The organism is Chryseobacterium subflavum, from assembly GCF_055762745.1.
Genome location: NZ_JBVTMR010000001.1, coordinates 1,541,631 through 1,565,918, shown reverse-complemented (window position 1 = coordinate 1,565,918; position 24,288 = coordinate 1,541,631). Strand labels below are relative to the sequence as shown.

The 24,288-nt window shown below is 39.1% G+C and carries 20 protein-coding genes; 3 read left to right on the top strand and 17 right to left on the bottom strand.

The genetic code is table 11. The features are described from left to right. Positions 1-646 precede the first annotated feature (646 nt). Both AC0INN_RS06815 and AC0INN_RS06810 read left to right on the top strand, forming a co-directional pair. Positions 647-1,132, top strand: a complete 486-nt coding sequence (locus AC0INN_RS06815) for a DoxX family protein (protein ID WP_273648115.1) — start codon at positions 647-649, stop codon at positions 1,130-1,132. A 99-nt stretch (positions 1,133-1,231) separates the two neighbouring features. Then, entirely contained in the window at positions 1,232-2,020 is a 789-nt protein-coding gene (locus AC0INN_RS06810) for a PhzF family phenazine biosynthesis protein (RefSeq protein WP_273648114.1), read from the top strand. Between the two features lie 88 nt (positions 2,021-2,108). Here the strand turns inward: AC0INN_RS06810 and AC0INN_RS06805 are convergent, their stop codons facing one another. The 11 genes from AC0INN_RS06805 to AC0INN_RS06755 form a co-directional block, all read right to left on the bottom strand. Next, positions 2,109-3,626, bottom strand: a complete 1,518-nt coding sequence (locus tag AC0INN_RS06805; protein ID WP_273648113.1) for a TSUP family transporter — start codon at positions 3,624-3,626, stop codon at positions 2,109-2,111. 4 nt (positions 3,627-3,630) lie between these two features. Then, positions 3,631-6,507: a TonB-dependent receptor gene (locus AC0INN_RS06800; protein ID WP_273648112.1), complete on the bottom strand. Its 2,877-nt coding sequence runs from the start codon at positions 6,505-6,507 to the stop codon at positions 3,631-3,633. Positions 6,508-6,743: 236 nt separating this feature from the next. After that, the gene (locus AC0INN_RS06795; protein WP_306612429.1) at positions 6,744-8,417 is read right to left on the bottom strand and encodes an NADPH-dependent assimilatory sulfite reductase hemoprotein subunit; all 1,674 of its coding nucleotides are present in this window, start codon (positions 8,415-8,417) and stop codon (positions 6,744-6,746) included. 39 nt (positions 8,418-8,456) lie between these two features. Continuing rightward, entirely contained in the window at positions 8,457-10,166 is a 1,710-nt protein-coding gene (locus tag AC0INN_RS06790; RefSeq protein WP_273648110.1) for a diflavin oxidoreductase, read from the bottom strand. After that, positions 10,156-11,001 carry a uroporphyrinogen-III C-methyltransferase gene (cobA, locus tag AC0INN_RS06785; RefSeq protein WP_273648109.1) on the bottom strand — a complete coding sequence of 282 codons (846 nt, stop codon included), beginning with the start codon at positions 10,999-11,001 and terminating at the stop codon, positions 10,156-10,158. Before cobA ends, AC0INN_RS06790 begins: the two co-directional genes overlap by 11 nt. Before the next feature lie 26 nt (positions 11,002-11,027). Then, positions 11,028-11,939, bottom strand: a complete 912-nt coding sequence (gene cysK / locus AC0INN_RS06780) for a cysteine synthase A (protein WP_306612427.1) — start codon at positions 11,937-11,939, stop codon at positions 11,028-11,030. A gap of 27 nt (positions 11,940-11,966) precedes the next feature. Further along, the gene (gene epsC / locus AC0INN_RS06775; RefSeq protein WP_273648107.1) at positions 11,967-12,797 is read right to left on the bottom strand and encodes a serine O-acetyltransferase EpsC; all 831 of its coding nucleotides are present in this window, start codon (positions 12,795-12,797) and stop codon (positions 11,967-11,969) included. Between the two features lie 3 nt (positions 12,798-12,800). Continuing rightward, the gene (locus tag AC0INN_RS06770) at positions 12,801-14,039 is read right to left on the bottom strand and encodes a sulfate adenylyltransferase subunit 1 (protein ID WP_273648106.1); all 1,239 of its coding nucleotides are present in this window, start codon (positions 14,037-14,039) and stop codon (positions 12,801-12,803) included. 47 nt (positions 14,040-14,086) lie between these two features. After that, a complete protein-coding gene (gene cysD / locus AC0INN_RS06765; protein WP_273648105.1) occupies positions 14,087-14,995 on the bottom strand; it encodes a sulfate adenylyltransferase subunit CysD in 909 nt (302 codons plus the stop codon). Positions 14,996-15,005: 10 nt separating this feature from the next. Further along, positions 15,006-15,719: a phosphoadenylyl-sulfate reductase gene (locus AC0INN_RS06760; RefSeq protein WP_172282549.1), complete on the bottom strand. Its 714-nt coding sequence runs from the start codon at positions 15,717-15,719 to the stop codon at positions 15,006-15,008. A 79-nt stretch (positions 15,720-15,798) separates the two neighbouring features. Beyond that, the gene (locus AC0INN_RS06755; protein ID WP_172282551.1) at positions 15,799-16,215 is read right to left on the bottom strand and encodes an RrF2 family transcriptional regulator; all 417 of its coding nucleotides are present in this window, start codon (positions 16,213-16,215) and stop codon (positions 15,799-15,801) included. 230 nt (positions 16,216-16,445) lie between these two features. Here AC0INN_RS06755 and AC0INN_RS06750 point away from each other — a divergent pair, with 230 nt between their 5' ends. Then, positions 16,446-17,774: a hypothetical protein gene (locus AC0INN_RS06750; RefSeq protein WP_273648104.1), complete on the top strand. Its 1,329-nt coding sequence runs from the start codon at positions 16,446-16,448 to the stop codon at positions 17,772-17,774. Between the two features lie 45 nt (positions 17,775-17,819). On the opposite strand, the gene AC0INN_RS06745 is transcribed toward AC0INN_RS06750, so the two are convergent. The 6 genes from AC0INN_RS06745 to AC0INN_RS06720 form a co-directional block, all read right to left on the bottom strand. Further along, the gene (locus tag AC0INN_RS06745; RefSeq protein WP_273648103.1) at positions 17,820-18,314 is read right to left on the bottom strand and encodes a GNAT family N-acetyltransferase; all 495 of its coding nucleotides are present in this window, start codon (positions 18,312-18,314) and stop codon (positions 17,820-17,822) included. A gap of 227 nt (positions 18,315-18,541) precedes the next feature. Continuing rightward, positions 18,542-19,489 carry a CE1 family esterase gene (locus AC0INN_RS06740; RefSeq protein ID WP_273648102.1) on the bottom strand — a complete coding sequence of 316 codons (948 nt, stop codon included), beginning with the start codon at positions 19,487-19,489 and terminating at the stop codon, positions 18,542-18,544. Positions 19,490-19,570: 81 nt separating this feature from the next. After that, complete coding sequence (locus tag AC0INN_RS06735; RefSeq protein ID WP_273648101.1) at positions 19,571-20,836, bottom strand: NAD(P)/FAD-dependent oxidoreductase; 1,266 nt, start codon at positions 20,834-20,836, stop codon at positions 19,571-19,573. An 8-nt stretch (positions 20,837-20,844) separates the two neighbouring features. Further along, positions 20,845-21,843: a 4-hydroxyproline epimerase gene (locus tag AC0INN_RS06730; protein WP_273648100.1), complete on the bottom strand. Its 999-nt coding sequence runs from the start codon at positions 21,841-21,843 to the stop codon at positions 20,845-20,847. Positions 21,844-21,846: 3 nt separating this feature from the next. Then, a complete protein-coding gene (locus tag AC0INN_RS06725) occupies positions 21,847-23,328 on the bottom strand; it encodes an aldehyde dehydrogenase (NADP(+)) (RefSeq protein ID WP_273648099.1) in 1,482 nt (493 codons plus the stop codon). A 16-nt stretch (positions 23,329-23,344) separates the two neighbouring features. Continuing rightward, on the bottom strand, positions 23,345-24,250 hold the full coding sequence (locus AC0INN_RS06720; protein WP_273648098.1) for a dihydrodipicolinate synthase family protein: 906 nt from the start codon (positions 24,248-24,250) through the stop codon (positions 23,345-23,347). Positions 24,251-24,288: the final 38 nt, after the last annotated feature.

The following is a 24,288-nucleotide window of genomic DNA, read 5'->3' as shown; positions in this document are numbered from 1 at the left end:
AATATCACATCAGTAGTGAATGGATGTAAGGAATTTCACCCGTAAATATTTTATTACCTTTGTCTGGTGTAAGGAAGTGCTTATGGTGAAACAAATCGGTTTATGGCATTATATAAAGGTATTGAGTATATTTTTGATGCTTACCCATTTGTTGATCATTCAGTCTGGTACAAATTCTTTTACAGCTCCGACCACTGTCTTTTTTCACATTAAGGAAACTTCCCATAAAGAATGTGATAAAGTTATTCTCAAAGAAAACAATACAACGCCTGTTAAATGTAATGGCAATTATTGTTCAGGTTTCTCATCATTGTTTACTGCACCATTTTCATCTTTTACATTCGGTAGATTTGAAAAGGATGTAAAAAACCGGTTCTTTTTATATGATGATCCATCCTACTCTTCTTTTTTTTATTCGATTTGGATTCCCCCAAAAATAACAGCTTAATTTCTGATTGTCTTTGGTCTTATCCAACAATGACAGAACCTTATTATTGCTTACAATAATACTATCCAGGATCTATATGCCGGAATATATGCACATTGCTTTATTCCTTCATAATCTGTGATCTGGATTTCAATAAAATGCAAGGCCGGGATTTCTGTGCCTTCAATAATGTTTAATTAAAATGAATTAAAAAATATAATGAAAACAACCATATCAAACTTTGAAAAAAACAGCAATACCATTTATATTATCTGTAGAATCCTGATAGGGCTGTTCTTTTTTATCGCAGGGTTTAATAAATTATTCCACCCTATTTTCCAGGGATATATGTTCAATACCATCAGCAGTATAGGCTTTCCCTTTCCGGCGTTCACTGCTCATTTTACAGCTTTTTGCGAGTGTGTATTTGGCTTATTTTTAATGTTGGGTTTCTGGACGAGAATAAGTTCTGTTGTTCTGATGATCATAATTCTGGTAGCCTTATTGACACATGATCTGAATTCAATTCCTAAAGAGCTTATTCCGATTAAGCCGGAAACCGGAGTTTATGAAATGGATGCGTTTACCTGGCTGAGTTATTTTCTTTATCTGCCTCAAACCCTTTATTTCCTTTTTCTTACCCTGTTCTTATTCCGGGGATGTGTGGGATTTGGGATTGATACTTCGAAAAAAATAAATGCATAAATATACCTAAAGGTCCATCTGAAAGATATTGCCCCTGTTGGAATACCAAGATGAAAAGAAATTTTTAATTTTGCAGGAAACAAGTTTATATCCGTAATTATGAAATTAGAATTATATCAGATAGATGCATTTACAGATGAGCTTTTCAGAGGTAATCCGGCATGTGTTGTACCATTAAAAGAATGGCTTCCGGATGAAACTCTTCTTAAGATAGCTATGGAAAACGCGGTTGCCGAAACAGCATTTTTTATAGACCTCGGTTCAAGAATACATCTTCGCTGGTTTACCCCTGAAATTGAAATGGATTTATGCGGACATGCAACACTGGCAACGGCCCATTGTCTGATTTCAGTTTTAAACTATAACAGGAATGAAATTATCTTTGAAACAAAAAGCGGTAATTTAAAAGTTACCTACAGGGATGGGCTATATTATCTTGATTTTCCTTCGAGAATGCCTTCCCCGTCCTCTTTACCGGATTTGATTTCAAAATCATTGAATATACAGCCTAAAGAGGTATTTAAATCCAGGGATTATGTTCTGGTATATGATAATGAAGATGATATCAGAAACATCAAAATCGACAGGCAAATCTTTGATAAGATCAATCTGGACCCGGGTGGCGTGATTGTAACTGCAAAAGGTGACCACAGCGATTTTGTTTCAAGATATTTTACTTCGCAGGCAAGTATTCTTGAAGATCCGGTAACAGGCTCGGCTCATTGCTCATTAATTCCTTTTTGGTCTGACAGATTGGGGAAAAAAGATCTTTTTGCAATGCAGCTTTCCGAAAGATTAGGAAAGTTATATTGTGAGGATCAGGGTGATCGGGTGATCATTGCCGGAAAAGCAAAAACGTATGCTGCCGGACATCTGTGGACGGAATGATTTTTATAGGAAGTAATCATTACATCTATATTGTTAGCAAAAAAGCTCCCGTGAGGGAGCTTTTTCTGTATAGGTAAAATCCTGGTTGCTAGATTATCGATTTGATAATTGTGGTAAGGCTCATTGCAATAACCACTATTCCTACAACCACAAACATTTTCTTTGTAGGAAGCCTGGAAGTAAGCATTGCTGAAAAAGGAGCAGTGAAAACACCACCCAGTAAAAGTCCAAGCACGATATTCCAATGATGGATACCAATGGTAAAAATAAAAGTAACAGCACTGGTAAGGGTTAGAAGAAACTTAGCAACAGTAGAGCTTCCTACAACATAACGCGGAATTCTTCCTTCTTTGATCAGGGTTCCTGTAACCAACGGCCCCCAACCGCCTCCGGCGAATGAATCTATAAAGCCCCCAACCAATCCAAGAAGCCTAAGGTTGGTTCTTTTTTTTGTTTTTATATGATCTTTTGTTTTTTCCTTGAAAGCATTCTTAAGAATATTCAGTCCCAAATACAAAGTATAACAAGCGATAATAGGCTTTACGATATGCGCATAATATTCGCCGTAATGGGATAAGGTTAATGCACCGATCACAGAGCCGGCAATGGCCAGCGGAAACAGAACCCAAACCAGTTTTTTATTGACATTTCCCAGTTTATAGTGGCTGAAACTTCCGGCTGCAGTAGTAAATGATTCTGCAGAATGAATGCTTGCGCTTACTACGGGTGGCGGAACATTGAGCAACAAAAGTATAGTGGTGCATATTACTCCGTACCCCATACCCATTGATCCTGCTACAATTTCTGCCAGAAAACCGGTAAGAAGCATCCAGTAAAAAATATGGCCGTCCTTATTAAGGAACACCTGAATGTCATCCGAAAGGTTAAACTGATAAATAATAATTCCTAATACGCCTAAAAGAAGTAAAACTCCGATGACAGCGAGATATATGTTTGCTCTTCTCTGGGCTATTTTGGTAATGTGGATCAGCTTTTCGATTTCCAGATCTGAATTCGAAAAGCTTTTTTTTCCATCAGCAAGATATTCTGTCGTTACCCGGTTCAGTTCTTTTACTTTATAATTAAAATCTCCCTTTAGCTGGTTACGAATATCCTGCATATTGTCCAGTACCATATCCATTTCATCAGGAATGATTTCGGTAAATGTTTCCCTTAATCTTTTGGCAATGGTTGGCGATTTTCCGTTGGTTGAAATAGCAATTTTCAGACTTCCTTTCCTGACAATGGATCCTAGATAAAAATCGCACAAATCCGGTTTATCCGCAATATTCACCAATAAATCATGATTCCGTGCCTTTTCCCTGATCTGACCTGCGAGCTCAAGGTCATTTACGGCAATAATCGCAAGATCTGCATTATTAAAATCATTCTCATTATAGGGTCTTTCATGTATCTGGATATTAGGGAACCGGGCTTGTAAAGCTTTTACTTCCGGAATAATTTCCTTGGCTACCAATTTAATTGAAGTCTCAGGGGAATTACCCAGTACCGATTCCAGCTTTTCAAGGGCAACCCTGCCACCACCGATAATAAGGAGTGACAGCTGCTCCAGCTTTAAAAATATGGGATATAAGGAATTGCTCATTTAATTATAGTTTTAAATCATAGGTAAAAGCCAGATAATACAATCCGCCTATTTCAGGCCCGGCTGCATATTGAAAATAACGCCTGTTAAAAAGGTTGGTAGCTCCAACCTTTACATTGGCATGGATCTCAGGAAGCTTCCATGTTGCCTGTGCATCTATGGTGTAATATGCCGGAATATTCCCCGAGGCCAAAGGACTTTCCCATAAAAACTGATTCTGCCATCTTGCTACGACTGTAAATCCGATATTTTTAATGATCTCCCTGTTTCCTATACTTACATTTACCATCCATTTTGGGGTGTTGAATGAAGTAATGAACAGGTCGGATGCATTGTTCGAAGCCAGATCATTGTAAGAAACGTTAGCATTGATATTGTAGTTTTTAATAATATTATATCTGATTCCCAGAGAGGTCCCGTAACTTTTATAAGTACTGTTGCTGTTGGTATATACCCGATAACGATCCTGCTTGCTTCGGTCGGTCATATCCAGCACTGCATTATTGCTTCCCACCTGACCGTTTTTAGGTACGGCCACTTCTACCTGTCCCAGAAAACCTTCGTAGATATTATAATAAAAATCCCAGTCCAGAACCAGTTTACTATTAAAGAAAACCGATTTGTATCCTACCTCAAATGAATTGATCTTTTCAGGTTGTAACTTTTGAAGATTGGCAACGGCTAAAAGATTCTTATTGTCCAGGGCCGCCTGGTTAAGGGTTTTCCCTCCGTCTACATCTGCATTCACAGCAGAAGTGAATCGATCAATTGATGCTAGCGTGTAAGAATTTTCGAGATATCCTAATCCTTCGTTGACCTTTGAAAGTCCTCCGACCCTTCTTACATTTCCGTTGTTGACGAAAGACAATGCTTCAAATAATGAAGGAAAACGATATCCATTCTGAAATGATGCTCTGAAGTTGTGCTGGTTTACAGGAGAATAGACAATACTTATCCTCGGATTCACTTTAGCTTCAAATTCAGGATTTCTGTCCACCCTTAAGGCGGCATTAAGTTTTAATTTATCGTCAAAGAAAAGCTTGGTAACCTGGGCGAAAATCCCATATTTCTGATAGATAACATCCTTACCAAATGTTCCGTCGGTTAAAGGGATGTTTCTTTCTTTAACCGGCCTATTAAAATCTACAAAATTGTTTCCATCGGGAGTAATGCTGTAAAGACGGTAATCGATACCCGCAAGGAGATTGAATATTTTTACAAATCTGCTGAAATCATAGGTTAGCTCCCCTTGATAAAAACGCGATTTTTGCTCCAGTTTTGCTCCTCCGGTTGCAGGTGCTCCTGCCACTCCTCCATTGGCCGAATCCCAGTTATTAATCCCAATAATTGTATTTTTTAATTGTTCAAAAGCCGGGGTTCCCGGGACTACTCTGTTTTTATCGGCTTCCCTTCTGGCAAGAATAAAAGCTTCATTAAGGCTTACACCGGCATTAATACTGTTCTGCAAAGCCGTCTGAAATGCATTTCTCCAGTTGCTGTTAGAAAGATTCGTAAGATCAAGATTATCCGCTAATGGTTTCAGATTATAGGAATCTCCTGTATTTTCTATAGAGACATACGCTCTGAATGTAAGCTCTTTACCAGTCAGTTCAACTTTGTGATTCTGCACCGTCGCATTTTGGAGGCGGATTTTATTTCCCCTCTGGAAGGTTCCGTCCAGCAATCCGTACCGGTATACATATGAAGTCTTCCACTGGTCTCCAAAACGGTAATATAATCCCGCATCAAATTTAATGTTCTTTACTTCAGGACTTACAAGGTCTTTTTCAAGATACCCTGTTCTCGATACATTGAATGTGGTAGGTTTGCCGTTATAATCTACTTTTACGGCAACCCGGTTGTTTCTTTCATCTCCGTATTTGTTCCAGAGATCCTCTGCAGGGTTATTAGCTAATGAAAAATTGGGATTGGCCGTAATCAATGGATTGGCGTTCTGATCGGTTTGATTATTCGAGATCCAATCGACTCCGCTGAAATAAGAGGCATTAACTTTTACCGCCAGATTTTTATTTAAAACTTTTGCAAACCGTATTGCACTCTCCCCCAGAGAACTTATTTTATGATTAACGTTGTCTACATGATTCACGCCGCCCCGGAAATAAACGCTGAGCCCTTCGGAGGTAAAAGGATCTTTTGTCTGAAGGCTTGCCAGTCCGTTGATGGCATTCATTCCGTAGAGCGCAGAAGCTGCACCAGGTGTAACCTCCATAGACTGTATATCCAGCTCTGTAGGTCCGATTGCATTTCCTAAAGGAACACCCAATGTGGCAGATTGTACATCTACCCCATCTACCAGCTGCATAAACCGGAAATTATTGGGAGAATTAAATCCCCTTGAGTTAGGAATTTTTAAAGTAAGGCTGGACGTTAATAGTTGTAACCCTTTTACATTTTCAAGGGTTTCATAAAAAGATGCAGCAGGGCTTTCCCTGATCGCCCGGATATCAATCTTTTCAATAGCTATTGGTGATTTTAAAACTTTTTCCGGAACTCTTGATGCAGAGATGACCACTTCATCAATGATGGCATTCTGCGGATTAAGTTCCACCGCAATTTTATTGGATAGGGATAATATTTCCACCGTTTGGGTGAGAAAACCTTCTTTGCTGATGATCAGCCTGAAAGGTACTTTTACCCTTGTACGTATTTTAAAATTACCCTGTTGATCTGTTAATGAAGTATCCTCAGTGTGTTCAACCTGCACCTTTACGGTACTGATCCCTTTCCGGGTATCGGTATTTTTTATCGTTCCGCTTAACTCTACGAGCTGCTGCTGCGCTTCTGCAAGAGTACAAAATAAGAAGATCAATAGAAATACAGCTGATCTCTGCAGAAAATATCCCTGCTTATTGTTTTTCATTTTTTCATTTTTTAGGTTATGTGAATGAGCCTGTTTAAACTTTTAATAAGGGAGGATTCAGATATGTTTTTAAAAACAAGCAACATTAAAGTCTTTGTGGCTTGTGATTTAAATAATTTAAACAGTTAATGCTATCATTGATTTAAAATCAACAGCACATACACATTCGTTTACCTAAAATAGAATGGTTTTGTTTTTTAGTTTGTTTCTGACGATAAAATGGTTGTGTCATATTTTCAATTTAAGTTTTGTAAATAACGATAGGAGAAATCACCGAAAGTTTCTTCCTCTAGTTTATCTTGTATGTAAATTCCAAAAAGCTCATCAAGCGTTTCAATGATTTCTTCCTCGCCGATATTCTCTTTGAATTTCGTGTTAAGACGGGTTCCTAAGCGGTCTCCCCCAATGTGAAGGTTGTATTTACCATAAGCAGTACCCACAAAACCGATCTCTGCATTAGGTGATCTTCCGCAACCATTCGGGCAACCTGTCATTCTGATCGTGATATCTTCTTCCAAAAGGCCATATTTTTCGAGTACGGGTTCTATTTTGGTTACCAGGGAAGGCAGATAACGCTGTGCTTCTGCTAAAGCCAGGGAACAGGTATTTAAGGCTGCACATGCTACGGAGTTTTTGCGCAATGCGCTGGCTCCGGTTGTATACCCAGAAATACCATATTCTTTCAGGAGACGTTCAATTTCAGGTTTATCAGCTTCTTTAATATCCGCAAGAATAAGGTTTTGGTTACAAGTAAAGCGGAAATTAACCTTGCCGGTTTCTGCAATTTTTAATAAACCTGATTTTAACGGGTAATTATCCGTGTTGAGAACTCTTCCATGTTCAATAAATGCGGTGTAGAACCAATTTCCTTCATGGTTTTGTGTCCAGCCGTAACGGTCTTTTCTTTGTTCAAACTTAAATTCCCTGGCGGGTTCGAAGGCAAAGCCTGTTCTTTTTTCAACCTCCGCTCTGTATCCTTCGATTCCCATTGTATCGATTGTATATTTTAGCCTGGAAAGTTTTCTGTCACTTCTGTTTCCGAAGTCACGCTGTACGGTGATGATTTCATATACCGCCTTTAAAACTTTCTCTTCGGTATCCACAAACCCTAATACTGAAGCCAAACGTGCATAGGTAGCCGCATTTCCATGTGTTGCACCCAAGCCTCCTCCTGCTGCAATATTGTAGCCGGCGATTTTATTGTTTTCAATGATAGCGATGAGTGCAATATCATTGATAAATACATCTACATCATTATTAGGTGGAATAGCAATTCCAATTTTCAGTTTTCTCGGAAGATATCTGTCCTGGTACAGAGGATCTTCTTCAACTTTCCTGTCGACTATTAATTCATCATCGATCCAGATATCATAATAGGACTTGGTTTTAGGAAGACACATTTCACTGATTTTACCGGCTAATTCATAAGCTTCCTTGTGCAATGGGGACTCCGAAGGATTCGCAGTACAGGTTACATTTCTGTTCACGTCCCCGCAGGCTGCAATGGAATCGAGATGCTGTATATTGAAATTCTGGATCGTAGGTTTTAAATGTGATTTTAAAATGCCGTGCAGCTGAATGGTTTGTCTTGTTGTAATTTTTATCGTGCCTGTAGAATGATCTTCGGCAATGCCATTCAATCCGATCCATTGTTCCGGGGTTAAAAATCCACCGGGTAGTCTCAGTCTGATCATATATGAATACAACCACTCCAGTTTCTTGCTTACCCGCTCCTCCCTTCTGTCCCTGTCATCCTGCTGGTACATTCCATGGAATTTGATAAGGGTCTGGTCGTCTTCTCTTATAGATCCTGTGAAATCATCCGCAAGACTTTCCTTTAACGTACCTCTGAGTCCGTTGCTTCCGGTTTTTATTCTTTCTACCGGCGAAAGGTTATCTTTATTGCTCATTATTATTTTCTTTTAATTGGTGATTATTTCCGGCAGATTTTAATAAACATCTTTCGCGTACCTGCCACTAAGTTCCATTTCCTCGAGATAGCTTACTGCTTCGGTTCTGCTACGTCGTCCTTCATCCTGTATGATATCCAGAAGAGTTTCTTCTACATCACGGCTCATCGGGTCTTTGGTTCCGCAAACGTAGACGGATGCTCCCCCTTCCAGCCAGTAAAATACCTCCTGTGCTTTTTGTTTCAGCTTATGCTGGACATAAATTTTTTCAACAGTATCCCTTGAGAATGCGGTATCCAGATGCGTTAATGTTCCTGTTTTCAGGAAATCAATCAGTTCCGATTGGTAGAGGAAATCTGAAATGAAATTTCTATCCCCGAAAAATAACCAGTTTCTTCCTTCCGCTCCCGTGGCATCCCGTTCCCAAAGAAACGATCTGAAAGGTGCAATCCCGGTGCCGGGCCCTATCATAATGATATCTTTTTCCGGTTCAGGCAGTTTGAAGTGTCCCGCGTCCTGAATATAAAATTCAAGCTCTTCACCTTCCTTAAATTGACTTAAATAACCACTGCATAAACCATTTTGCTTCTGGTCATCAATGAAAAATTCTGATTTCGCTACCGTAATATGAATTTCAGTATCACCATGCGCTTCCAGTGAAGAAGAAACAGAATACAGACGTGGGGATTGGCCTGTCAGTATTTTAATAACCTGCTCAAACTCATCAGGTCCCTTTACCGGATAGATCCTTAGAAGATCCAAAAGACCTAAACGGACATCCGGAATTGAATGACCTGTGATCTTGGCATATTGTGCAACGACAGACTTTAATAAATAACTTATATTAAGGTGTTTATGCAAAAGCTCCTGCACGCTGGCGGTAAGCTTTGTAGTTTGTATCTGCTTTTGGGAATTGATTCCGGTAAGCCGGATGATCTCGTCCACTGCTTCCTGTGAATTAAAAGGCATAATCCCTAAAGCTGCACCCGGTTGATAACTAAGGGTTTCTTCGGTTTCAATCTCAATATGATAGGTTTCTTTTTCTGAAGTGATGTCGTTGAGGTTGATGATTGCAGATATTTTTCCCTTATATTTTCTTCGGCCGGAAGGTTGTTTTGGAGCTGAAGCATTTTTTAAATTTCCTTCTGATGCTTTTTGTACAGCTTCAAAAACATGTTCTATCCAGGTTCCGGCTTCGCTTTCATAATCAATATCACATTTTTTTAAAGGAACAATACGTTTTGCTCCCAATAGCTCAAAACGGTAATCCACGTCTTCTCCTGTTTTACAGAATAAAGGATAACTGCTGTCTCCCAATGCCAGAACCCCGAACTTAAGATTGCTGAGATTGATTTCATTTTCATGGATATAATCATAGAATTTTTTTGCCAGAACAGGTGGATCTCCTTCTCCTTGCGTACTGATAATCACAAAGAAATAGTCTTCTTTACCAAGGTCTTTAGGCTTATATTGGGAGAGATCGGCTAATTTGACCTGAATTCCCTTTTTCTTGATAATCCCTGCAAGTCCTGTTGCCAGCTTTTTACTGTTTCCCGTTTCCGTACCGTATGCCAGGGTTATTTTCCTTGTAGTGATGGGGTCTGGCTGGTCTGTATGGATAGGTGGTAGCACGGCAGTCGCAGGAGTTCCTGCAAGACCGGCTAAATATCCGCTTGCCCAGATGGTTTCGTCCCTGGAGAATTCCCCGGATATTTGTTTAAGGACATTTAATTTTGTTTCAGACAGCATATTCGAAAAAGTTTTGAGTTTTTTGTATTAGGCTTCCATTTTCAACCGATTTAAAATAAAGACCTTCTTCTGCTGCATTTTCCAGCCACGAAAACTCTTCATGCAGATTCACGATCTTGCCGATAATCACCAGTGACGGTGAGGCAAATGTTTTACCTTTAAAATTATTTTCAAAGTCATCAAAAGAAGAAGTATATACCTTTTGATAAGGTGTTGTGGCCTGCTCAACGACAGCTATTTTTTTCTCATCGGAAATGTTCAGCCTGATGAACTTCTTAACCAGACCGGCAAGATTACCTTTGGACATATAAAAGACGAGAGTGTCGTCGGTCCCGGCCAGTTCCTTCCAGTATTCATCTGTAAGAATTTCAGATTTATAATAGGTTAAGAAACGGACTGATGTGGCGTATCCTCTGGCTGTTAAAGGCATGCCTGCGTAGGCTGCTGCTCCTAAAGCTGCAGTAATACCAGGGATAATTTCATATGGAATATGATTTTCTCTTAAAGTCTGGAGTTCATCCAGGATATTAGAAAATACTGATACATCTCCTCCTTTAAGCCGTACGACGGTTTTGTTCTGGCGAGCATAATCTACCATTAGAGAATTAATGACCGATTGAGGGGTAGAAGCATTTTTACTGCATTCTTTACCTACATATATTATTTCTGCGTTTTTGCTGACATAAGTCTCTAAAATTTCAGGACTTACAAGTCGGTCACACAGAATAACATCTGCTTCAGCAATAATTTTTACTGCTTTTACAGTGATCAGATCAGGGTTGCCGGGTCCTGCACCGATAAGATATACCTTGGGTGCTTTGATACTTGTATTCATTTAAAATCGGTTTTTAGTTAAAGGATTTAGAAGAGTCCTTCAATCGAAAGATACCTTTCTCCGGTATCATAATTTACGGTAAGAATTTTTGCTCCGGGTTGTATTTCAGGGAGATGTTTTGCAATCGCTGCCAATGCAGCACCTGTTGAAATTCCTACAAAAAGTCCTTCCTGTTTTGCTGCTTTCAGTGTATATTCAAATGCCTCTTCCTTACCTACAGTAATGACGCCATCTAGAAGTGTTATATCCAATATGGAAGGAACAAATCCTGCTCCCAGTCCCTGCAAAGGATGAGGCGCGGGACTTCCGCCGCTTAATACGGGAGACAGCTCTGGTTCTACAGCAATTACCCTGATATTGGGAAAGGTTTCCTTTAAAACTTTAGCAATTCCAGTGATATGTCCTCCGGTGCCCACTCCTGTGATTACATAATCCAGTCCGTCGGGAAAGTCCTTTATAATTTCCTGTGCCGTAGTTTCGGTATGTATTTTTACGTTGGCAGGGTTATCGAATTGTTTCGGAATCCATGAGTTCTGGATTTCCTCTGCCAGTTCGTTAGCCTTTTCAATAGCACCTTTCATTCCTTTTTCCCTTGGCGTGAGCACGAACTCAGCACCGTAGGTTTCCATAATCTTGCGGCGTTCTATACTCATGCTCTCGGGCATTACGAGAATAAGTTTATATCCTTTAACTGCAGCAACAAGCGCAAGTCCTATTCCTGTATTGCCACTGGTTGGCTCTATAATGGTAGTATCTTTATTTAATAATCCTTTTGCTTCTGCATCTTCGATCATTGCTAATGCAATTCTGTCTTTGATACTTCCACCGGGATTGCTTTTTTCCAGTTTGATCCAGACTTCATGATCTGAATTAAAAAGTTTATTAATCTTTACGACTGGCGTATTTCCAATCGTTTCTAATGCGTTCTGAAATTTCATACCAATACAATTTTTATTTTTCTCTTTTTATATAACGAAGTTCAGCGACTCCGGTAATGTGTTGTTATCTTTTATTCTTATTTCCCCTTTATTATACACCAGGGAATTAGACGGAACGCTTTGAGTGATCCATACGTTTCCACCGATAATGCTTTCCCTGCCTATTGTTGTATTTCCGCCGAGGATAGTCGCTCCGGAATATATAATAACATGGTCTTCAATATTCGGATGTCTTTTTTGGTTGGCTTTTTCCTTCGAAACATTCAAAGCTCCCAAGGTTACCCCCTGATAGATCTTGACATGGTTTCCAATGATGGCTGTTTCCCCGATCACGATTCCTGTTCCGTGATCAATAAAAAAATGTTCCCCGATCACCGCTCCAGGATGGATGTCGATCCCTGTTTTGCTGTGGGCATATTCAGAAATGAAACGCGGTAAAATTCTTATTTCCTGTTTCCATAACTGATGAGAGATTCTGTAGACATACGTAGCAAAATATCCTGGATAAGCAAGAAGTATTTCTTCAGGAGAATCCGCAGCGGGATCAAACTCAAGTATAGAACGGGCATCCTTGATGAGGTGATCATAAATTCCAGGGAGTGCATCAAAAAAGCTATCCGTCTGCACTTCTGCAATTTCTTCATCACCGGTTATGCTGTTGATCAGGCAAAACAGTTCGCCATATAATCTGGCAAAATTTTCTTCCAACTGATCTTTTATCTCTTCTTTTTCAGGAAGAAAAAGAACTTCGTACAGGGTCGTAACAAAATTTTTGGCTTTTGCTTTATCAAAAAAAACATAGCCGCTATTTTGTTTATTGTCCCGGATTCTATCGATTAAATTACTAAATGCTGTCATTTTTTATTGAATTATGCATGCTGCCACCGTAGAATTAGATGTTTCATCCACCAAAATTGCAGATCCGGTTCTTTTGTTATTAATAAAACTATCGTAAGCAAGAGGTTGTGCTGTTCTCAGGGTAACCTTAACGATCTCATTCAGCTTTATCTCCCCATCAGCCTGTTCCTGTACCAGCGTATTGACATTGATCTTATAGTCTACTGCTTTTACTATTGTTTTTACAAGTCTGCTATTCTGTTGTAACAGGTATTTATTACCGGGCTGTAATGATTTCTGGTCGAGCCAGCATAAGAGTACTTCCAGATCTTTTTCTATAATGGGAAGCTGTTCTTCGGTCGCAAAAAGATCACCTCTCCCAATATCCAGATCATCAGCAATGTGAATGACGGCAGGTTGTCCTTCAAAGGCTTCTTCAACTTCTTTTCCATTAATTTCAATTGCTGTGATTTCACTTGATGAAACAGCCGGAAATATCTGGATTTTGTCCCCTTTTTGAAATTTTCCACTTAATATCTGTCCGGCATATCCCCTGTAATCATGTAATTCCTCTGTCTGTGGACGAATTACATACTGCACCTGGAAACGGCTTCCACTATTCAATTCTTCATCAAGAGTTACCTGTTCCAGGTATTCCAGAAGAGCGTTTCCCTTATACCATTCTGTTTTAGAAGATAAGCTTACAATATTATCTCCTTTCAGCGCTGAAATGGGAAAATAGCTTACGTCATGTAAGTCCAGATTATCGGCAATCTTGGAATAATCGGATTTAATGCTTTCAAAAACTTCTTCCGAATAATCGACCATATCCATTTTATTAATGGCTACAACTACTTTTTTCAGCTTGAGTAATGAAGCGATGATAGAATGTCTTCTTGTTTGTTCAATGACTCCTTTACGTGCATCAATAAGGATGACCATCAGATCCGAATTGGAAGCTCCGGTGATCATATTTCTGGTATATTGCACATGGCCGGGAGCATCGGCTATAATAAATTTTCTTTTAGCTGTTGAAAAGTACCTGTAAGCGACGTCAATGGTAATTCCCTGCTCTCTTTCAGAACGTAAACCATCCGTTAAAAGCGCCAGGTCCACTCCATCTTCATTTTTATTTTTAGAATGCTTTTCAAGGACTTCCAACTGATCCTGTAAAATACTTTTGCTATCGTACAACAGTCTTCCGATAAGGGTACTTTTACCGTCATCAACACTTCCTGCTGTTATAAATCTTAAAATATCCATATCTGTTAGTTATAAATGATTAGTTATAAATGATAGATGATAGACGATTAAAAGTAGCCTCTTTTTTTTCTATCTTCCATAGCGGCTTCTGTTACACGGTCGTCGATCCTTGTTTCTCCACGTTCGGAAATGCGGGTTGCAACAATTTCTTCGATTACTGCATCTATGGTTACAGCATGAGATTCAACCGCTGCGGTACAGGTCATATCGCCTACCGTACGATACCGTATTTTTTTTGTAGTAATAAAATCGTGGCTTTCTAAGGAAGCATGTTCTGAATTGGCAATCCATTGTCCGTTAAAATCTACCACCTCCCTGTCATGCGAAAAGTAAATTGATGGCAATTCAATTTTTTCTCTTCGGATATAATTCCAGACATCAAGTTCGGTCCAGTTGCTGATTGGAAAAATTCTTACATTTTCTCCCTTATGAATTTTTCCATTGAAGATATTCCATAGTTCGGGACGTTGGAGTTTAGGATCCCATTGTCCAAATTCATCACGCACAGAAAAAATTCTTTCCTTCGCCCTAGCTTTTTCTTCATCTCTGCGGGCACCTCCTATACAGGCATCAAATTCAAATTCTTCAATGGTATCCAGTAAAGTATAGGTTTGCAGCCAGTTCCTGCTTGGAAATTTGCCTTTAGGTTCTGTAAGGCTTTTAGCTTTTATCGTATCTTCTACTTTTCTTACAACAAGGTCCACTTCCAGCTCTTTCACCAGCTGATCCCTGAAATTAAGAACCTCCGGAAAATTATGTCCGGTATCCACATGAACAAATGTAAAAGGGATCTTCCCGTGACGGAATGCTTTTGAAGCAAGATGAGCCAGAACAATACTGTCTTTTCCTCCACTGAACAGCAATGCGGGCCGCTCAAACTGTCCCGCGACCTCCCTTAAGATATAAATAGACTCAGATTCTAACTGGTCGAGATAATTTAAATGATATTTTGACATATTTTTTTCTTTATTTATGGATATGTAAACCGCATTCTTTTTTACTGGCATCTTCCCACCACCAGCGGCCTGCCCTGAAATCTTCACCTTCTTTTACAGCTCTTGTACAGGGCTCACAGCCAATGCTGACGAATCCTTTTTTATGCAGATGATTATAGGGTAAGTGGTTAGTCTGAACATACTCCAGGACCTGGTCTGAAGTCCAGTGAAGCAATGGATGGAATTTGATGATCCTGTTATCTTCGTCCCATTCCAATTGCGGCATATTTTGTCTGTTGGCAGAATGTTCGGATCTCAATCCAGTTATCCATACTTTATAACCCTGCAATGCCTTTTTCAAAGGGTGTACTTTACGGATTGTACAGCATGCCTTCCTCTGCTCCACCGATTGATAAAATGAGTCCGGTCCGTTTTGTGAAACAAACTCTCTTATTTCTTCCGTATCGGGATAATAGGCTTTGATGTTCTTTTTAAAGAAAGCCCTGCTGGCTGTCCATGTTTCATAGGTTTGTTCAAAGAGCCTCCCGGTATCCAACGTGAAAATATCAATATCAAGATTTTTTATCAGGTGAGTGATTATTTGATCTTCGTAGCTGAAGCTTGTTGAAAAAATAACCTCACCCGGAAACCTTTCTGCAAGTAATTGTAGAAACTCAGTATTAACAGCATGGTCAGAGACTTCTTCAAGCAGTTTTTCGAATTCTTTTTTCAGATTATTTTCCATTTGAGATTGAAATTATTCCTGCAAATATATATAATCCTATTAATCCTACCAAATTAGTAGTATTTAAAATTAAAAAAAACTAACTTTTTTTCATAAACGTAGTCAGAGTGGCCTCCATCATGCTTTTTCTTGTTTTTTCCCTTACGATAATAAATTCATTTCTCAGATAACAGGTTTCTTCATCCACACAATCATCACAGGGTTCATAAAAGTTTAAGGAAACACATGGCGCCAATGCAATAGGACCGTCGAAAATCCTGTAAATATCAGCGAGAGAAACTTCGTCAGGAGATTTCAGTAAATAATATCCTCCTGTTTTTCCCTGTTTGCTGTTCACCAGTTTTACCCTCTTCAGCTCTAAAAGAATTTGTTCTAAAAATTTTCTGGGAATATGCTCATCTTGTGCTATAACAGACGTAGGCAGAAAGCCCTGATTGTAATTTCTTGCTAACCTGACCATTGCTTTTAAAGCATATTTGCAACGTTTGGACATCATAATGACTGCAAGTTATAACATTTTCTTTTATTAATGAAATGTTTTTCAGGTGGGAATATATAGCCATTTTGTAAAATTGTTGATTGGCCACCCGTCAGGACAGTAATTATTTATTCTGAAGAGATCTTGAAAAGCTGCATAGAGAACTTTTTTAATAGTACATATTAAGTTTTAAAAGACCCCTACTCGCTTTAAGATTAACCTGTTATCTTTATGATCAAACTATTGATATGAGACAAAGATTAGAGTTCTTAAGTATTTTAATGGTACTTATTTTTCTGGTTGGCTGCCAGCAATCCCCTCAAAATAGAGTGTCTTTCAAGAAAGTAACGATAACAAAAAAGATCATATATACTGCATCTTTATATCCAAGCTATAATGCTAATTATGTGCCTCCTGTGGGATTGAAACCTTTTGAGCTGAGTCAGGACTATCCTAAAGAATTGGTTTTAGAAAATTATCCCTGGCAAAGTATTGATTTCACCAAAGATCCTCAGCTTTACATGCATACGGTTTTACACTATTGTCTGGAAGGTAATACAGACGTGAATTTCAGAGGTCAGGAAAACCGGATCAGAAAATGGTACCATGCTCCATGGCTTCACGATGATGAAAAATATGCAGGTACTGACTATATAGGAAATGGTCGGGAGTATATCCATGGCCTGACAAGAGAATTTGCAACCCCAAAATACAAACTGCACGATCTTCAGGATGTTGAGCTGGAAAACTGGGCAGTCGGTATATATAATTCTCCGGGAGGATATACGTTAGGGCAAGTCTGGCCGGGAGCAAAACAAAGTCCTGATCCCGGGAAATCCCATTTCCCCGAAGGAACGGTAAGTTTTAAGCTGCTGTTTACAGATGCCGATACCAAAAAGCTTCCCTTCCTGAACAATACGCTTGAATGGAAAGCAAATATCTATTTGTGCAATCCCAATGCCGAGTGTGCCAACAAAAAAAGGATTGATCGTACTGTTCGGTTACTGCAGATCGATATTGCTGTAAAAGATCATAGAGCATTAAAAACGGGTTGGGTATACGGTACGTTTATGTATGATGGATCAGAGAAAGGAAAAACAGTCTGGGAGAGAATGGTTCCGGTAGGATTAAGCTGGGGGAATGATTCGGGTGTGGTGAAGGATCTTAACCGGGATGGTGCATTTATCAACCGGGAATTAACGGAATCATTTATTAATCCTGCATTGATCGGGTCGAAAGAAAATTATTATGCTGCTTTTCTCAAATATCATGGATTGGGTGGAAGGCTTAATGGTCCGATTGATAATCCTGTCTCATCCTGTATCTCTTGTCACGGAAATGCAGCAGTAAATGATAGAGGCGTTACTTTGCCTCTTGGTGATTTTAAAAGTTCTACAACACGGCAGAATTATTCCCCGGAATCATTCAGACAATTTTTTAAAGATATCGCGCCGGGTGCAAATGAGATCAGCTACAAAGGAGAAAATTATGTAACCACCGATTATTCCTTGCAGATTTCAACGGGGATTAGAAATTACTATGCAAATAAGAAATCTCTGAGTGGGAATGAGAAGTGAGATGTTTTTTCCGCAAACCGGGCAGAATTAAACAAACATACTTATTTAATTTTTCTGAAATATAAAATAGGCCAATTCCTCATTTTCCCTTGCCAGGTTTTCCATCCTGTTAAAGCCATTTTTAACAAGAACTTTTTGTGATGCGATATTATCCAGATCAGTTACGGCAACGATATCTTTTGTTTCTCTTAGTGAAAGACAATACCCGACAAGGGCTTTGCATACAAGAGTTGCTACCCCTTTTCCCCAATAATTTTCACTGAGTACGTATCCGATTTCGGTTTGTTCAGGATGATCTGCAAAGATTCTGGCAACCCCCATTCCTATAAAGTCATTATTTTCAGCATTAAAAATTCCCCATCTGCTGAGTGAACCTTCTTTATAATCTGATAAAGCTTTTTCGAACATTTCTATATATTCCTGATGGGTTTTATGGGGCAGAAAGCTGGTAACGTTTTTATTTTCGAAAAGAGAAAGAAAAAGAGGTAATTCCTGATGGGTAAACTCACGTATGATGATGGTATCGTCTTGATAATGCATAAGAATATTTTAACGATTATAAAATTACATAAATAACTGTAAAATGAGTAATGATATTAATCAGAAAGGGCTTAACGCCATTGTTGGTCATTAAGCCTTATCAACATTCAACTATATATTTATTATTTTTAATAGACCACCTGTCAAATCTTTGATTTGCCACCCTCAGTAGGAGGAAAATTTTAAGTTGTTTTAAATGGTGGTGTTTTGTTTTAGAAATGTGTCAATTAAAAAGTTTTGAACCAATCTGTTACTGCTTTGAAGTAATAATCTGGGGGTTGGTGACCAGGAAGACTGCCACTGCCTGAGTATTGTCCGGTTTTATAAAGGCTAAGCTTTACGGCTGCTGTGCCCCCACCATACGTTTTTGTAACATCAGTACTGCTTCCAATTGGTGTAGATGTGGGGGTACCGCTTGTTCCGTTTTTCAGTCTCCAGAAATCAGCTTGCTGTATTCCGAAGAGCCCATTAGGACTGATGTTACCAAAATGATCATCATTAAGCCCAAAGAACACCCACACGGCCGTGTTTCCGTGATAATTGGAATTAGCAACATAATTACCATTGCTATTTTCAAACCAAAATGGTCTATTGGATGCTATGGGAGCAATAGCTGTGAATACTCCATTTAAGAAATAAGCTGTAACATTGGTCATATCACCGCCCCAGGAATGTCCGGTAGCAAAAATACGGTTGTTATCAATGGTATATTCATTTTTGATCAATGCAAGAAGTTCTTTTGTGAATTGAATATCATGCATTCCTCCATATTGTCCGGCATAGCTTCCAAGAGCCCAACCTGTTCCAGTACCCCATATGTATTTCTGATCAGGATAAACAAAAATTGTATTGTCCATTAATTTTTCCAGTCCAGGAGTGTTGGAATTCCAACCTTGTCCCATCCATTCATGCATAAATTCTCCGGTCGAATCTGTTCCTGCAAAAACAAAAACCAAACGGTATTTTTTAGTATCGTCATAATTTTCAGGAATCGAAATGTAGTAACTTCTCTCTCCACCTGCTTCGGGTGAAAAAGTGTATTCTCTCTGTTCGCCGATTAAAGAAACATTCTTAGCCATAGTTGTGGGTTTTGCCTCTGGCTGGTCTGTTATGGTCTCCAATTCTTTGCTTTCACATGAATAGCAAAGCAGGAAATTGAGTAATAATAGCATCATTGTGATAGGTGTTGTTTTCATTATTAATTATGGTGTGATTTTGGTGTTGAATTGTAAAATGTCGAATGTAAAATGTAATTTTTAGCTAAATCTTTCGGGATTGAATTTACTGATATCGGCTGTTGGTTTTTGACCATTGGCGATTTCGGAAACTGTTTTTCCAAAAACGGGTCCAAGACTGAGTCCCATCATTCCACCGCCACCTGCAATAATTAAATTGTCAAGTTTAGAAGATTGTCCTAAATATGGAAGTCCGTCTGGAGCACAGGGTCTGTATCCAAACCAAACATCAGATTCTTTTGGTATTTGTACCTGAAAGTCCGGCATATACTTAGGGATTGATTGTACAATACCTTCTACTCTGTTCATGTTCTTTTTATCACGATGAGGTGCAAGCTCCATGGTACCCCCAAAGCGTATTTGTCCTCCCATTGGCGTTACTGCTACTCTGGCTTCCAGTAATAATGCAGCGTGTTCCAGTTTGTTGGATGGGTTGTCTGGTTGATGCATGAATGAATATCCTTTACCAGGCATTAAATGGATTTTAATTTCTGCTTTTTGTGCCAGTTCCGGAAGAAAAGACCCTCCCGTCATTACATAATGATCTGCAGTGAATTTTTTGCCATTTGCAATAATGCCTTTAATTGTTCTTCCTTGTATTTCAAATCCCGTTACCTCATGTTGAGTATAGAAAACAACCCCATTGTTTTTAAGATATGAGATCATCTGACTCATCAGTTTTATAGGATTCATGTGACCATCACATTTATAATTAATTCCACCAATGACATCCAGCTTAGCATGCGGCTCTAAGCTTTGAATTTCTTTCTGATCAAGAATCTCAACAGGCAGTTCTAATTTGATAGCAGTATGAGCAAGTTCAATTTCTTCTTCAGCGACTTTTTCTGTTTTATAAAGCATAAGGATTCCATTCTGAGTAAGCTCAAAATTAAATTCTTCTTTTTTAGCGAGCTCATTATAAAGCTGGCTGCTTGCTAAATTAAGATCCCGGATAGCCGATGCAGAACGATCTACATGCTTCTGATTGGAATGTTTTAAAAATTTCAACCCCCAGGATAGTAGTTGTGAGCTTAGTGAAGGTCTTACATAAAACGGACTCTTACTGTCAAACATCCATCGGATACCTTGTGTCACTACTCCTGGTGCAGCTAAAGGTGTAAAATGACTCGGAACAATCATTCCTGCATTGCCATAAGAGCAATTGTTGGACAGATCATTCTGTTCCAGAATTTCTACCTGCCAGCCTTTTTGTAAGAGGTAGTATGCAGAGCTTAATCCTACGATTCCTGCACCAATAACCAGTGCTTTTCCTTTATTTTGTGTCATTTGTCTGTTTACATAACCTGAAATCCTAACCAGTATGGATCTTCGTCGTCAATAATAATATGATTATACCCTGTAATTCTCGCCCAGCCTTCAACTGAAGGGATAATGGCTGGTTTTCCGGCAACGGTTGCGGTTCCTTCAATCCGGCCTATAAATTGGGATCCGATATAACTTTCGTGAATGAATTCCTCGCCTTCTTTTAGTTTTCCTTTAGCATACCATTGCGCCATTCTTGCAGAAGTTCCCGTACCACAAGGAGATCGATCCAGAGCATTTTCACCTACTAAAACTGCGTTACGTCCATTTGCTTTAGGATCTGTAGGCTTACCTGTCCACTGAATGTGGCTTAATCCTGTAATGTTTTCATCTTCAGGATGAATGAAACTATATTTTTCATTCAAAAGCTTTCTGATCATTTTTCCATAATGGATTAACTGGCTGGCTGTAAAACCAGAGATATCTTTGAAATTTTCCTGAGGATCGATAATTCCATAAAAGTTACCACCATAGGCTACATCTACTCTTATAGACCCCAAACCCGAACAATCTACTTCCAGATCTTCGGCGTACAGAAAAGATTTTACATTCGTTAGTTTTACAGATTTTACTTTCTTTCCTTCCTCAACATAATCAATAAGAATAAGGCCAGCGGGAGTTTCCAGCCGTAATTTCCCGGGAACCTTTGGAACAACCAAGCCTTCTTCTATAGCGATGGTGACTGTTCCGATGGTTCCATGCCCACACATGGGAAGGCATCCACTGGTTTCAATATATAAAACACCGACATCATTAGCTTCATCAATAGGTGGATAAAGGATACTGCCACTCATCATATCGTGCCCCCTTGGCTCAAACATCAATCCTTTTCGGATCCAGTCATATTCTTTCATAAAATGAAGCCGGCGTTCCATCATCGAATTCCCTTCCAGCATGGGTCCACCACCAGCCACAAGGCGTACAGGGCATCCACAAGTATGGGAGTCGATACAAAAAAATGTTCTGTTCATCTGTTATAATTTTATTGGTTCTGACTGAATTTTTCCATCAACAATTCTGTTAATTTGTAGTGAATTTTCATTCTTTAATTCTTCCGGCAGAAATTCATCCGGCCAGTTCTGAAAAGAGATCGGACGGACAAATCGTTTCACGGCATCCGGTCCTACTGATGTAAAACGGGTATCTGTGGTAGATGGAAAAGGTCCTCCGTGCTGCATGGCATAAACAACTTCAACACCTGTTGGCATTCCGTTGAATAATAATCTTCCGCATTTATCTTTTAAAAGATTAATCACATCAGAATTTTCACGTGCATCTTCAACTGTAGCTGCTACGGTTATGGTTAACTGTCCTTTTAACTGTTGAGCAATTTGAATAATTTCTTCATGACTCTCACATTCGACAACGATACCAAAAGGCCCGAAAACTTCTTCACTTAAAAGATGATTTTTAATGAAGTTTCTGCCGCTGGTCTGTATCACACTTGCACGTCCTTGCCATTCCTGGGCTTCCGTATGAGATTCGGCAATAAGGTGAACCTCTGGTTGTGTTGAAGCTGTCCTTTTATGTTTTTCAAAATTTTCAAAAATTCCTTTATGAAGCATGTTGGCAGGAGTAATCCCTTGAATTTCTTTTTTTAGTGCATTGACAAATCTATTCAGTCCCTCTCCTTTCAACGCTATAAATACACCAGGATTGGTACAGAATTGACCTGCACCCAATGTTAAAGAAGCAGCATATTCCTTTGCCAATTCTTCTGCTCTGTTTTGGAATACACTCTGAAAGGCAAATACAGGATTGATGCTTCCCATTTCTGCAAATACAGGAATAGGTTCCTCGCGCTGATTGGCGAGGTCAAATAAAGCTTTCCCACCAGCAAATGAACCGGTAAAAGCAACAGCCTTAATATCTTTATGTTGAGTTAAATAAGCTCCAACATCATTTGATATTCCTGTAATATCGCTGAATATACCTTCAGGCCATTCTTGTTCCTTTATCACTTCTGTTATAGCCTCTGCCATGATCTGCGAAGTTTTGGGATGTGCAGGATGTACTTTTACAATAACAGGATTTCCTGCACCTATTGCACTGGCAGTATCTCCTCCCGCAGTAGAAAATGCAAATGGAAAGTTACTGGCTCCAAAAACCACTACAGGACCCAATCCTATATTGTATTTTCTCAGATCTCCTTTTTGTTTATCCGGTTGAGGAAGATCAATTCTTGGTTCGGTGTAGATCCCTGTTGCTACTGCTTTAGCATAACCTCTCCATTGTCCTATTGTTCTTGCTTTTTCACCTGCAAGTCTGGTCATAGGTAATGAAGTCTCAGCATGTGCTGTCTCCAGAAGTTCATCTCCCAGGGATTCAATTTTATCTGCTATAGCGTTCATTAACGCCGCACGTTCCATTATCGTTGAATTCTTCAGGAACTGATAAGCCTCAGTTGCCTTCTGAATTTTTCGATCAATAGTTTCTTTTGATGTTTCTTCAATCATAACTGTATCTATGACATTAATCTAATGAGGGACGATTCGCTATTCCATCTGCAATAATTGTATTGATTTTTTCAGCTTCTTCGCCTTGAAGTTCTAATCTTGGAGCTCTTACATAAGGATTGCTTATCCCTTCTGCGGTTGCTGCAAGTTTGATGTATTGAATAAGTTTAGGATGAATATCCAATTCCAGTAAAGGCATGAACCATCTGTAGATCGTAACTGCTTTATCATAGTTTCCAGCTTTAGCATGGTTATACATTGCCATTGTTTCATTAGGGAATGCATCGACCAAACCGGCAACAAGACCATCAGCACCCAGTATCAGAGTTTCAAGGCAAATGGTATCTACACCACCAAGAATTTTAATTCTTTTGCCAAAACGGTTGATCATTCTGGTAACATTGGCCAGATCTCTTGTAGATTCTTTAACGGCCTGGATTGTAGGATAAGCAATAAGCTCTTCAAACATATCAAGAGTTACATAAATTCCGTAATCAACAGGATTATTATAAATAAGAATAGGAAGATCAGTCGCAGTTGCTACGGCTTTAAAATATTCTACGACTTCACGGCTGTCCGCTTTATATCTCATAGGAGGAAGTAACATCAATCCATCTGCATCTAGTTCTTTAGCTTTCTTTGCAAAGTTGATTGCATTTTTTGTAGTATTCTCAGAAAGATTCAAAATGACAGGGATTCTTCCAGCTGTAATCTTCTTTGCATATTTTAATAGTTCAAATTTTTCCTCTGTTTCCAAAGCGCTTGCCTCTCCTAATGTTCCAGCCAATATGATTCCATGGACACCCGCTTCAATCTGAGCTTCTGTATTTTTAGCAAACATTTCAAAATCTATATTCCCCTCTTTTGTGAATGGAGTCAACACTGCCGGATAAATACCTTCCCAGTTAAGTTTTGTATTCATAATCAAATTATATTTTTCTCCAAAACTACCGGAATTTT